The organism is Lysinibacillus sp. FW301-JW8 (assembly GCF_058788755.1).
Genome location: NZ_JBYTBB010000026.1, coordinates 54,049 through 67,531 on the forward strand (window position 1 = coordinate 54,049; position 13,483 = coordinate 67,531).

The window sequence follows — 13,483 nt, forward strand, 5'->3', positions numbered from 1 at the left end:
CAAAAAAAGTTATTGTGAAGTAACATTTTTTAAAATGCAATACTTATTTTAGATTTAAATTTAGATAAGTAAAAGGCAGGTGCAAAAATGAGAAATCTAGTAAGTAAAAAAGATGATCTATTACACAACTTTTTAGGAATATATTTATTAGCTGTTTTAATGCTATGGATTAAAACATATATCAGTCAACTATCACAATTTGACCTAGGCGTGGAAGGAATCATACAACAATTCCTTTTACTAATAAATCCACTAGGTTCAGCAATGCTATTTCTAGGATTTTCATTTTTATTTAGAGGAAAACGAAAATATACATCACTAGTTGTCATTTACACTTTGATGTCTATTCTTTTATATGCCAATATTGTTTATTACCGATTCTTTAGTGATTTCATTACATTGCCTACACTTTCCCAAACGCAGAACTTTGGAGATTTAGGTGGTAGTGTGCTTTCTTTACTAAAGCCTTATGATATCTTGTTCTTTGTGGATGTATTTTTAATGTTTTACCTACGATTCTCAAGAAAAATACAAAAAGATACCAATCGTTTTGGTTATAAAAAAGCAATGACAATAATTGCATTTGCATTAGTAGTATCAATCCTTAATTTAGGGCTAGCAGAAACTAGTCGCCCGCAACTATTAACGCGAGGTTTTGATAGAAACTATATTGTGAAATATTTAGGAATGTATAACTATACGATTTATGATTCAGTAGAAACGATGAAAGCATCTTCACAGAGAGCTTTGGCGGATAGTAGTGATATTACAGAAGTGATTAACTATACAAAATCTAACTACGCTAAACCTAATGCAGAATATTTTGGTGCAGCAAAAGGCATGAACGTTATCTATTTACATTTAGAATCATTCCAAAACTTTCTTATCAACTATAAATTAAACGGTGAAGAAGTTACACCATTTTTAAATTCATTAACAAAAGATAAGAATACAATGTATTTTGATAATTTCTTCCATCAAACAGGACAAGGTAAAACGTCCGATGCAGAATTTATGCTAGAAAATTCTTTATTTGGGTTACCACAAGGCTCTGCTTATATTACAAAAGCACAAAATACGTACCAGGCAGCTCCTAGTATTTTAAGAGATTATGGTTATACATCAGCTGTATTCCATGGTAATAACGGAAGTTTCTGGAACCGAAATGTGATTTATAAATCATTTGGTTACGACAAATTCTTTGATGCTAGTTATTATAACACGGGTTCTTCAGATGACATGGCTGAATATGGTTTGTTGGATAAACCTTTCTTTGAACAATCTCAAAGTCTTTTAAGCTCCTTACCACAACCTTTTTATACGAAATTAATTACGGTAGGGAACCACTATCCATATAAAATGGATCAAGGCTTAGTAACAATTGATAAAGCTAATACTGGAGATGTAAGTGTTGATAATTATTTCCAAACAGCTCGTTATGCAGATGAAGCAATCGAACAGGTCTTCAATCAATTAAAACAATTAGGCTTATATGATAATACGATGATTGTTCTTTATGGTGACCATTACGGTATTTCCGATAATCATAATGCAGCGATGGAGCAAGTGATTGGGAAAGAAATTACACCATATGAAAGTACTAATTTACAACGCGTACCATTATTCATACATGTTCCCGGAATACAAGGTGGAACCAACCATACTTATGGTGGACAAACAGACCTTCTTCCAACGTTATTGCATTTACTGGGGATTGATACGCAAAAATTTGTTCAATTTGGCTCAGACTTATTATCAGAAGAGCATAATGAAATTGTGCCTTTTAGAAATGGCGATTTTGTCAGCCCTACGATTTATTCAATTAATGAAAAATATTATGATAATAAAACAGGTTTACTACTAGATGACAGTCAATTAGAGTCTGCAAAAACTATCAAAAATGAAGTAGATCGTAAATTAGAATTGTCTGATAAAGTCGTGAATGGTGATTTATTGAGATTCTATACGCCAACAGGTTATACTCCAGTTGATCCTTCTCAGTATAATTACTCTAAAGATGAGAATGTAGAATCGAATTAATGATTGCAATTTGCTGGGCAGTTCAAGAAAAAGTGTTTGATATCAAAGAATTTATGATCCGAACAGCTTTATGATATCTTACTGTTATCTTGAATTGCCTTTTTAAATGTTATTTTTGTATAAGAATTATTCCACACATTGTAAAACCGTAGATGGTTGAAGTTGGCATAATAGAAAAGCAGTTGATATAGAAAATCTATACCATCTGCTTTTTTGCGATTTTCACAAATTATAAATGTCCAAAAGTACTTGTGTTTGATAATAAGTTATTAAGCATGATATAAGTGTAAATGAACTTTATATTTTTTAACCGAGAGTTTGAAGTTGTATTATAGTGAGAGGATTTGGATTTGAAATGATAGATAATTTTTGGCGTGATTTACCACGTCCATTTTTCGTGCTTGCACCAATGGAAGATGTGACAGATGTTGTTTTTCGTCACGTAGTAAACGAGGCTGGTCGACCGGATGTATTTTTCACAGAGTTTACAAACTCGGATAGCTATTGTCATCCAGAGGGCATGAAAAGTGTGCGTGGTCGTTTGATTTTTACAGAAGATGAACAACCAATGGTGGCACATATTTGGGGGGATAATCCGGAATATTTCCGTCAAATGAGTGTTGGTATGGCAGAACTAGGATTTAAAGGAATCGATATTAATATGGGTTGCCCTGTACCGAATGTGGCATCAAGAGGGAAAGGTAGTGGCTTGATTCTGCGTCCAGACGTTGCGGCAGAACTTATACAAGCAGCTAAAGCGGGAGGATTGCCTGTCAGCGTGAAAACACGACTTGGCTATAACGATGTAAATGAGTGGGAGCAGTGGCTAACACATATTTTAAAACAGGATATTGCAAATCTTTCTATTCATTTACGAACAAGAAAGGAAATGAGCCAAGTAGATGCGCATTGGGAGCTAATTCCAAAAATCAAAAAATTACGTGATCGTATTGCACCAAATACGCTACTAACAATCAATGGAGATATTCCTGATCGTCAAACTGGGCTGCAGCTTGCTGAACAATATGGTATTGATGGCGTTATGATTGGAAGAGGTATTTTTAAAAATCCTTTTGCTTTTGAAAAAGAGCCAAAAGAGCATAGCAGTAAAGAGTACCTTAATCTTTTAAGATTACAGCTTGATCTTCAAGATCAATATGTGGAAGTACTACCACGTTCAATCACAGGGCTGCATCGCTTTTTCAAAATTTATGTAAAAGGATTCCCTGGAGCTGCTGAACTAAGAAATCAACTGATGAATACGAAATCAACAGATGAAGTGCGTGCATTGCTTGAGAACTTTGAAAAAGAATGTTGATGGGCAGTGAAATGATATAACTTTCAACAAGTTTGTGAAAAAATGAATTTGAGAAATCCTCTAATTCATCTGATATTATTAGGAGTAAATTACTAAATGTCGACAAAAATTGACAAGTCCTTTATAATGTAATTGTAATATATCAATGTGATGTTAGTATTATTTTTATAAAATTGAAAAAGGCAAACTTATCGAAAGATAAGGACGCAAAGCTACGAGTCTAAAATCCCCTTGGATAATGATAGTCGGGTTGCCAAGATAATAAGTGTTTTTGGCTATCCTAATTATGTTCAAGGATAGTTTTTTTGTGGAAAAAATAAATAGACGATGCCTATCAATCGTAGCTACAGATGTAATTATATTGAAATGTATGTATTTAGTGATATTTATAGAATAATACTAACAGCAGCAAATAAAGTTAGAAAGTTATAAAAAGGAGATTTGAGATGATAGTCGTTGATAAAGAGAAATATAAGATGGCGGTTTATGAGGCAAAAAAGGAGGTACACGTCCAAATAATAGGGTTTATTAAAGCAGCTCTTGTAGAGCAATATTTAAAAGATTTGGAAGAAACAGTGGCTAGAGTACAAAAAACTACATTTACTTTAGTTTTTGATGCAACATATCAATCACCCCTACCTTCAAAGGTTTCCACAGAGCTAGGACAAACACTAATGTTTTATGCATCTCTAGGCTTCAAAGATATATTTATTGTTAATCCAGCATCTAAAATTGCATATGTGCAAGTGCGAAATGCTTTAGAGACAGTTAATTTCCCAGGAACAGTAGTCGACAATGTTTCGCAATTACCAGTTCGTTAACTATATTCACATTTTGAAAAGAGGAATTTATGATGCAAACAGTTCAAGAATTATATACATATGAAATACTTACAAAGAACCAATCAGATTTAATTGAACAGGCAGCAGAATGTTTAGCTAAAACATTTATTGGAGTTGATGTTGCTGGCAAATGGGTGCAAGAGCCGATTATTGGCTACGCCTTACAACTTCCTTATGAAGATTTCTATCAATTTACGAAGGAATATATTGAAGCAAATGTTCATCAAGGATACTGTGCTATTGCACTAGATAAAGAGCAAAAAGTCGTAGGTGCACTAGTTGGAGATACAAATGCCCTTGAAATAATGGAAGAAGATATTTTTGAAGGCACGTTTGCTAATATGAATATAGTCATGCATGTATTAGAGGATATTGATGAACGTTTCCTTGAAGATTATAAAAATCGTTATGGAAAAGATATGGAAGAGGGAGAGGTATTACATTTATTTTTATTAGGTGTAATTGCTGAGCATAATCGTCATGATATTGTACAAGGCTTAGGCGATATATTAGTAAAAAGAGCAACAAAAGAAGGCTTAAGATTAGTATTAGCAGAAGCAACAAATCCAAAATCACTGCGTTTAATGGAGAAGTATCATGACCTGACAAAATATGTAGACGTAGAAGGAAACTTTATTGTTCATAAATATGAAAGCAATGAACATCTAAGCAGTATTCCATCGACTGTAGCAGATGGAATTTACATCATTGTAAAAGAACTATAAAATTTCATCATTAATACATTAGTAGAATAGGAGATTTTTTTCATGGAAGCCATTATGCTAGGAATTATTGTAGTTTTAATATGTACATCTTTGTATTTTGCTTACCGCTATTTTTCACTTAAACGTCATGCCCATCTAAATAATGAGGAATTAAATGGAATGAACGAATTATCAGCAGGTCAAGTGAGTGAACAATTTTATAAATTTGCAAATAATATTAATGAAAAAGGTGAAAATCTTTCTGAGCATGGAGAATACGCAACTGAGAAGGCTGATACTGTAAGGGCAGCAATCGATGAGGTCGGTAAAGGGTTAAAAAAGCAGCTAGTTGCTACTGAAGAGAGCTCTACTTCTATCGAAGACATCACAGTGGCTATTGAAGAGCTGTCTATAAGATCAAACCAAATTTCTGAACAATCGAATACAACGTTAGAATTAACGCAAGAAGGAAACGATAAGTTAAAAGATTCGCTGGTGAAAATGGAGCAATTTAATCAAACGATTAATACGACATTTGATGCCATCAATATACTTGGAGAAAAATCGTTAGAAATAGGAAACATTGTTAAAGTAATTACTGGGATTTCAGATCAAATAAATTTATTAGCATTAAATGCAGCTATCGAAGCAGCCCGTGCAGGTGAACACGGTAAAGGGTTTGCAGTAGTTGCTGATGAGGTTCGTAAATTAGCTGAGCAATCTCGTCAGTCAGCCGATGAAGTTTCAAATATTGTGAAAAATATTCAAGATGAGACGAACAAGGTTGTAACATCAATGAAGCAAGGAACAGAAGAGTTTGAACAAACAAATATAAAAATTTTAGAAATCGGAAAGATGTTCGAAAAAATTGTAGATACTACAAAAATTATTGCTGAAAATAATGCCAATTCATCTGCAAGTACAGAAGAATTATCTTCAAGCTCTCTACAAATTGTGGCAGCTATGAAGGATATTTCTTTTATTTCTCGAGAGTCAGTTGAAATGTTTGAAGAGTTAGTTGGAATTAGCGATGATGAGTTAAATACAATGGAAAAACTTGTTCAAGAAGCAGAGCATCTTGTATATTTAAAAAATGATGCAGAAAAAATACTTCTTTCATTAAATCATGGTGTTGAAACAGAAAAAGCTAGAGCGGTTTAAGAGGCTAATTAGGTGCCATTCCACAAAAAGAATTACTAACAGAAGTATGACAAAGGCGCTTTACGAAATCCAAAACCTTTAACGATAAAAAAAGTAAATAGTTTTCTCAATAGTTCAATTTAGCAAGAACGGGTCCTCTAGAAGGATTCGTTCTTTTTCATTTAATTGAATAAAGGATTTAGAGGAATATAAGCGAATTGTATATAAGTGCCAAATATATAAATTTACGTGCTTATAGGAGTTGTATAAATATGATTGTGACAACTAGACCTTTAAAAATTAAATATAAAAAGCCAGACAATCCTCTTCAGGAGTTTATGCAAAATACTCAATACAATAATTCTCTTACGAAGGAAGTTGTATTTCTACGATATATCGGTATACCCGATTCTGTAGATCTTTATAAGGAAGACATTTTAAAAATGGATGAGTATTTTTATACTAAGAAGCAAAGTGTGCTTTATTTACGATTACATAAGCTTGAGGTCATTTCCAATAAAAAAGATGTAGATCGACTTGCGGAGCTTTGGGGAAATTGGCAAGCCATTGTTGATAACCCTTCGTTATTTTACGAGACACCTTTAAGCGGTAAACTTAAGAAAGATCATCTTGAATGGACTAAAAAACTTAGCTTTAAAGAAATCATCCAAATGTATAAAGATAATCAGCCAAACGCCAATGATACTTTATTAAAAAATTTTGCGGTAAAATTTTTATACTGGATGGATTATTATTTGCCCCAAATTTTTTCTGAAGATAACCAAACAGTGCAGAAAATTGTTTTTATTGGTGACATTACTCAGCATGAATTATTATTTTTATATTTCTTATCGAAACTTGGTTGTGATATCTGTTATATGAATCCTAAAGAAGACATTTCAAATTTGCCTCCGATTATAGTAGCGTCATCTACTGTATATAAGTGTCGCGGTTTCTATGAAAAGGAGGTGGTAATACCAAAGCCTCAACCTAGAAAGAGTGCGCCATCTCAACAAGCAATAAGTCTTCCAATTCAAGGAAAAATTACAGAAGAGTGTAGCTATGAGCAATTAGCCTCTTTAGCCACTTCTGTTGTAATGATTAAAACGTTTGGAGCGGATCACGAGGTGTTGTGCTTTGGTTCTGGTGTCGTTCTTCATCAAGATGGATATATTTTAACAAACTTGCATGTTGTGGGTGGCGGGGAATATTATTCTGTACTATATGAAAACGATACGAACGAATATATAACACATCAATTTGTAAAATATCATGATATGCATGATTTAGCCATTCTGAAGGTAGATAGAGCAAGCAAGCCTTTACCTGTTAAAGTTGAAGGTCCATTAGTTCGAGGACAGAAAATAGTTGCTATTGGCAGTCCTCTAGGATTATTTAATTCCGTTTCTGATGGTATTGTTTCTGGGTTTCGGGATATTCGAGGTATGTCTATGATTCAATTTACGGCGGCCATTTCAAACGGGAGTTCAGGTGGTGCTTTATTGGATATGCAGGGGAGATTGGTCGGGTTAATTACAGCAGGCTTTAATGATGGCCAGAATCTTAACTTGGCTGTACCTGCTCATTTAATCTATCAATTTGCCCAAAATTTTATTGAATTGCCGAGTTAACGATTAATCTATTGCTATTTCATAAAATCCTATAATAAATGTAACCCCCATCATAAAAAGGAGAGTCAACTATGTACAAACTTATGCTTATTGAGGACGATAATGAATTAAATGCACTTATTCAAGAAAACTTGGAGCGTTATGGGTATACTGTTGTACAGCCTGAAAGCTTTTTGGAAATAGAGGATGAATTTACGAGAATTAAGCCTGATTTAGTCTTATTGGATATTAATTTACCTTATTATGATGGCTATTATTTATGTAGGGCTTTTCGTAATCAATCAAATGTTCCAATTCTAATTATTTCTGCTCGTAATCAAGAACTAGATCAGATAATGGCTATTGAACTTGGGGCAGATGATTATATTACAAAACCATTTACGTTTGAGATGCTGCAGTCGAAGGTGAAAGCGACGACTAGAAGAGTTTATGGGGAATATGCAGCAAAAGGACAAAATCTTACGTGTGTTGGTCAGTTATGTATTGACGCCGAGACACTTGTTTTAACTTTTCATGAGAAAAAGATCAACCTTAGTAAAAATGAATATAAATTAATGAAAAAATTAATAGATAATAAGAATTCATTTGTTTCAAGAGAAGAACTGATCGAGGAAGTGTGGGACTCGATTACATTTGTAGAGGATAATACATTAACTGTAAATGTTACGAGAATAAAGCATATACTATCTGAATTAGGATTTGATGATGTGATCAAAAGCAAAAGAGGGGTAGGGTATATGTTTCACGATTCTAATTCTACGAGGGATTCGCAATGATAAAGCATGTTTTAATAAAATTTTTAAAAGATAGGTTCTTACTAATCATTTTTTATTTAATAAATATGATCTGCGTTATTACTTTTTTTCATCTAAATGAGCCCGCAAATGATGAAATTATTTATCCACTATCAATAGGATTATTTTTATTGTCTTTGTATTTAGTAATTGATTGGCTTAACTACTATCAAACGAATAAAGCCATTAAGCTTATGTTGAGGGGACAATTTGTCGAGCTACACCCACATACAGAGGAACAAAAGGCGTTTTATCAATTGCTAAAGAAAAATATAAGTGAGCATACACGAAAATATAATACAATGAAGGAACAAAAAAATGAAAGTCTATATTTTTTATCCCATTGGATGCACTTTTTAAAAACGCCTGTTTCTGTAATAGAACTGATTATTAGTAAAGAAAAAACAGAGGAGGTCACTGTCCTTTTTGAAAAAATTCAGCGAGAAAACAAACGCATACATACTTCAATAGAGCAAGCATTAACGATGGTGAGAATGGAAAGCTTTGAAAACGATTTGGATATAAATGCAGTTAATTTACTTATTACATTAAGAAAAGTCATTAATGAGCGAAAAAGGGAATGTATTTATCACTCTATATTTCCGATTATTGAATTTGAAGGAGTAGAAGCTTTTGTTATCACTGATGTAAAATGGAACAAAATTTTGCTAGACCAAATTATTTCCAATGCTATTAAATATTCAAGCTTAAAAAGCGGAAAGAAAAAGCTAATTTTCAAAATTGAACGCATTGGAGAATACATCACATTATCTGTTATTGATGAGGGGATAGGTATGCCTTCTTATGATATCGATCGGGTATTTGAAGCATTTTTTACAGGAGAAAATGGAAGAAAAACGCCTAATTCTACTGGTATCGGACTATATATTAGTAAAAAAATAGCAGACAAGCTTGGACAAACGATTACCTTACAATCTGAAGTCTTGATAGGTACAACTGTAATGATTCGATGGCAAGTAGCAGCAAATAATCTATCTCAGGTGCAGAATGTAGAGCCAAATCTTACAAGTATGTAAGGTTCTTTTAGTTAATCGAATTTTTGTATTTCCGCATATAACTTAGAATGGTATTTAATATCGATAAACAATTTCCATGGAGGGAACAATGGTTATTTTAGATGCGAGAAATATAGTTAAAATATACGGAGAGTCAGGAGAAGAAGGTTCCACGGCAGCATTGGAAGGAATAAGTTTATCAATAAAAAAAGGTGAATTTGTTGCCATTATGGGACCATCCGGAAGCGGAAAAACAACATTACTTAACATATTAAGTGGAATTGATAAACCAACCTCTGGTGAAGTTGTCATCGAAGGCAAAGCTATGAGTGAAATGGGCGATGATGAATTAGCTTTGTTTCGCCGACAACAATTAGGATTTGTCTTCCAAGAGTTTAATCTTTTAGATAGCTTAACTGTAAAAGAAAATATTATGTTACCAATGATTCTAGAAAAGAAAGGCTCAACAGAAATGGAGGAGAAGGTACAAAGCCTTTCTAAGCTTTTTGGGATTGATTCAATCTTGAATAAATACCCCTATAATGTATCAGGTGGACAGGGGCAACGTACAGCTGTTAGTAGAGCCCTAGTTAACGAGCCTAGTATTATATTTGCCGATGAACCAACAGGAAATTTGGATTCGAAATCATCCGAAGTAATTATGGAATGTTTTGAAAAGATTGTTCAAGAGCTAGACGCAACTATTCTTCTTGTGACCCATGATGTCTTTGCGGCTAGCTATTGTCAGAAAGTAGTCTTTATAAAAGACGGTGTTATTCATTCTTATATTGTGAAAAAGGGCAATAAGAAAGAATTTCTCAATCAAATAATGGATAATCTAGCCGTCTTAGGGGGAAGAGCCCATGACATTTAAGCAAGTTGTATGGAAAATGGCAAGGGTACATTATAAAAAATATCTTTTTTATTTAGTCTGTAATAGCTTTGTCGTTATGTTTTTCTTTATGTTTTCTACTGTCTATTTTAATGAGCAAATCGAAAGAGTTAAAAAGCTGGAATCTCTGGACTATATGTTGAATGTACCAGGAATTGCTCTAATCGTTTTTACGATGTTTTTCATTACCTATGCACATGGTATTTTTATCAAAAGAAGAAAAAACGAGTTTGGGCTATTTATAACGTTAGGGATGACTAATCGCGATATTAGCAAATTATTATTGCTAGAGAATACTCTTATTGCTTTTCTTTCTATAGTAATCGGGTTTATGTCAGGGGGCATATTTTCGCGGCTATTCTTTTTACTTCTCATGAATTGTGTGGGCTTAGAGGGAATTTCTTTTCAGTTAAATAGCAAGATGTTTTACTATCCCATTATCATTTTCATCATTATCTATTTTTTTGCCATTGGTAAATCACTTTATTTAATATTAAAACGTAATCTTATACAAAGCTTAAAAAGTAATAAGGTTACAGAATCAATTAAATTAAAGAGTACTAAGCTTGGGGTGTTTGGACTCGTATTGATTATTGGATCAGTTCTAGGGCTTTTTATTACATATAAGGGTCCCCTTGCTGGTGAATTTTTATCTATTTGGTTCATAATAACGACTGTAGGTTTATATCTTTGTCTTTCTCAGTTTATGAGTTTTTTTATAGAACTAGCGAAACATAATGAATTTTATTATCAACGATTATTGTTATTAACGAGTATAGACTATAAATTTAAGCAGCTCACCTCTATATTAATGCTAGTGACAATGATGATTATGATAACTATTTTGTACATTACTTTCATAGTATTCACCTATATGTTAAATGAAAAGGAAATGTTGAATCAAAATCCTTTTGATGTAGCATTTATTCAACCAGAAACGAAAGATGATTTGTCTATGGAAGAACTCAATTCAATTCTAGATAGTAAAGAAAATCCGGTTCAACAGCATATAACGATTCCATTATATTCTTATTATGAAAAAACGTACAATGGTTGGTATAACCTTTATAACATAATGGCAGTGGATCATTTTAATGCATTAACTTTTAGAGAGGTAAAATTACAAGGGCGAGAATATCTTCACTATTTGAATGTAGAGCCAGAATATGCAGGAGATGTAGAGGAAGACATTCAAGAGTGGACAATCCCAAATAGGGAAGGCAACATCACTTATTCACTAATAGAATCTTTTATTGAAAGTAATATCAATTCTTTTTTGGGTGTATCAGATTTTATCATTGTTAGTAATTCCGAATTCGAGTTTCTTAAAGCGAACGTAAATGGTTTTGCATCAAACCTTCATTTGATTAATGTTGTCAATTGGAAAGAGACAACAAAAGCTGTTGAGGACTTAGAGAAAATGTATAACAATGGAAATGTCCCACCAATTGTAGATGTTAGCGGAAAGAATATTTCAAAAGAGAGCTCATTCCAAATTGCCTCTAAAATAGGAAGTCATTATCGTAACATCCATTCTAATGGGATGTCATTCTTTGTATCGACTTTTTTGAGTATCCTATTCTTTTTTGGTTCCTTTATTTTATTATATTTAAATCTTTTTTCGGAAATTGACAATGAAAAAGCGAAGTATCAAAAACTTTATAATATAGGGATTACTACAAACGAAATAAAACGTATGATATCCAAGGAAATCAAAATCATATTCTTTATTCCAACATTTGCTGGGGCAGGCTTAGCCCTTCTTTATGTAATTTCTATGGCAAATGATGTAGGTGGCGTCTGGAAGAATCCGGAGATACTATTATATTTCTTTATTGTTGCAGGAATTTACCTCATCATACAAATAGGATTTTATCTATATGCAAGGAAGCAGATGTTTTTCAATCTAACTCAGGAGAGGTAAGACAAATAAAATTATCTTATCAGACGTGTTTATTGGAGTCGATATTTTTAAAGAACTATATTGTCATACGATGCTAAGTAAAGGTTCAAGCTAAACTTTACAGCCTACCGAAATAAAATAATACAAATACGAAAGAACGAATTCCAATCAAAAGGAATTCGTTCTTTTTTATTGTTATTATAATAAACCTTTTGAACGTTTTTCAGCCATTTCCACGAGACGTTTTGTTATTTCGCCTCCAACTGAGCCGTTTGCGCGAGAAGAGGCTTCAGGCCCTAACTGTACATTAAATTCTTGTGCGATTTCATACTTTAATTGATCAACAGCTTCTTGTACACCAGGTACCTGAAGTTTATTGGAACTACGATTAGCCATTTTGCTCACCTCCTTGTGATTAGAATGGTCGAGAGTGAGCGATTCATACATTTAACTTAGGAAAATGCATATTCTAATTACTATAGTAAAGTAACTTTGTGGAAAGATAGCTAAAAATGTGAATGTCTCTGCTATAATAAAGTGAAACTTAATTAAAATTAGTTTTTTCTAAGTAAATGGAGGTTATTAAATGACGAATAATGATATGTTAATTCGTTTAAGATATGCATTAGATATCAAAAATACAGATATGGTTAAAATTTTTAAGCTAGGTGGCATAGATTTTACAAAAGATGAAGTTTTGAACATGCTTATTAAAGTTAATGATGAGGAAGAAGCACCAGAAGAATACATCAAATGTAATAATAAAATGCTTGAGGCTTTCTTAAATGGGCTCATCACATTTAAGCGAGGACCACAGCCATCTAAGCCTGGACAAGTTGAGGGAGCACAACCGATTTCAGGAAAAGAAAGTCCTAATAATATGCTATTAAAGAAAGTAAAAATTGCTTTAGCATTAACAAGTGAGGATATGTTGAATATTTTATATGATGGCGGTGTTAATGTTTCGAAGGGTGAATTGGGTGCCATATTAAGAAATCCAAGTCATCGCAACTATAAGGAATGTGGCGATCGATTTGTGAGAAATTTTTTAAAAGGGCTAACATATAAATATAGGGAATAATTGGATATAGTAAAACAGCAGCTATAGTTTTTGTAGCTGCTGTTTTCATGTTGTTGAAATACTATTATGTCAATGACATCAAGGTGACATATAAAAAAGTATAGCCCTTTTTCAAAACGAGG

12 protein-coding genes and 1 riboswitch are annotated in these 13,483 nt (G+C 32.9%); of the genes, 11 read left to right on the forward strand and 1 reads right to left on the reverse strand.

The window, feature by feature from the left end:
• Positions 1–87 precede the first annotated feature (87 nt).
• The 10 genes from ltaS to AC3WOM_RS12375 all read left to right on the forward strand — a co-directional run bounded on the left by ltaS (position 88) and on the right by AC3WOM_RS12375 (position 12,301).
• Entirely contained in the window at positions 88–2,040 is a 1,953-nt protein-coding gene (ltaS, locus tag AC3WOM_RS12330) for a lipoteichoic acid synthase (RefSeq protein WP_492447064.1), read from the forward strand.
• Between the two features lie 334 nt (positions 2,041–2,374).
• The gene (locus AC3WOM_RS12335) at positions 2,375–3,358 is read left to right on the forward strand and encodes a tRNA dihydrouridine synthase (RefSeq protein WP_492447066.1); all 984 of its coding nucleotides are present in this window, start codon (positions 2,375–2,377) and stop codon (positions 3,356–3,358) included.
• Between the two features lie 171 nt (positions 3,359–3,529).
• Positions 3,530–3,616: riboswitch (cyclic di-GMP riboswitch) on the forward strand.
• Between the two features lie 188 nt (positions 3,617–3,804).
• Positions 3,805–4,179, forward strand: a complete 375-nt coding sequence (locus tag AC3WOM_RS12340; RefSeq protein ID WP_492447067.1) for a hypothetical protein — start codon at positions 3,805–3,807, stop codon at positions 4,177–4,179.
• A gap of 29 nt (positions 4,180–4,208) precedes the next feature.
• The gene (locus AC3WOM_RS12345; RefSeq protein ID WP_492447069.1) at positions 4,209–4,925 is read left to right on the forward strand and encodes a hypothetical protein; all 717 of its coding nucleotides are present in this window, start codon (positions 4,209–4,211) and stop codon (positions 4,923–4,925) included.
• Between the two features lie 42 nt (positions 4,926–4,967).
• Entirely contained in the window at positions 4,968–6,065 is a 1,098-nt protein-coding gene (locus tag AC3WOM_RS12350) for a methyl-accepting chemotaxis protein (RefSeq protein WP_492447071.1), read from the forward strand.
• Between the two features lie 251 nt (positions 6,066–6,316).
• Positions 6,317–7,675 carry a S1C family serine protease gene (locus tag AC3WOM_RS12355; RefSeq protein ID WP_492447072.1) on the forward strand — a complete coding sequence of 453 codons (1,359 nt, stop codon included), beginning with the start codon at positions 6,317–6,319 and terminating at the stop codon, positions 7,673–7,675.
• Between the two features lie 71 nt (positions 7,676–7,746).
• Complete coding sequence (locus tag AC3WOM_RS12360) at positions 7,747–8,451, forward strand: response regulator transcription factor (protein WP_427548923.1); 705 nt, start codon at positions 7,747–7,749, stop codon at positions 8,449–8,451.
• The gene (locus AC3WOM_RS12365) at positions 8,448–9,506 is read left to right on the forward strand and encodes a sensor histidine kinase (RefSeq protein WP_492447073.1); all 1,059 of its coding nucleotides are present in this window, start codon (positions 8,448–8,450) and stop codon (positions 9,504–9,506) included. Before AC3WOM_RS12360 ends, AC3WOM_RS12365 begins: the two co-directional genes overlap by 4 nt.
• 88 nt (positions 9,507–9,594) lie before the next feature.
• On the forward strand, positions 9,595–10,359 hold the full coding sequence (locus AC3WOM_RS12370) for an ABC transporter ATP-binding protein (RefSeq protein ID WP_427548925.1): 765 nt from the start codon (positions 9,595–9,597) through the stop codon (positions 10,357–10,359).
• The gene (locus AC3WOM_RS12375) at positions 10,349–12,301 is read left to right on the forward strand and encodes an FtsX-like permease family protein (protein ID WP_492447075.1); all 1,953 of its coding nucleotides are present in this window, start codon (positions 10,349–10,351) and stop codon (positions 12,299–12,301) included. The genes AC3WOM_RS12370 and AC3WOM_RS12375 overlap by 11 nt, the downstream gene beginning before the upstream one ends.
• Before the next feature lie 177 nt (positions 12,302–12,478).
• On the opposite strand, the gene AC3WOM_RS12380 is transcribed toward AC3WOM_RS12375, so the two are convergent.
• Positions 12,479–12,676 (reverse strand): alpha/beta-type small acid-soluble spore protein, encoded by a 198-nt coding sequence (locus AC3WOM_RS12380; protein WP_285399819.1) that lies wholly within the window; start codon positions 12,674–12,676, stop codon positions 12,479–12,481.
• Between the two features lie 190 nt (positions 12,677–12,866).
• On the opposite strand from AC3WOM_RS12380, the gene AC3WOM_RS12385 reads away from it, so the two are divergent.
• Positions 12,867–13,361: a YehS family protein gene (locus tag AC3WOM_RS12385; RefSeq protein ID WP_492447076.1), complete on the forward strand. Its 495-nt coding sequence runs from the start codon at positions 12,867–12,869 to the stop codon at positions 13,359–13,361.
• The last annotated feature ends 122 nt before the right edge of the window (positions 13,362–13,483 follow it).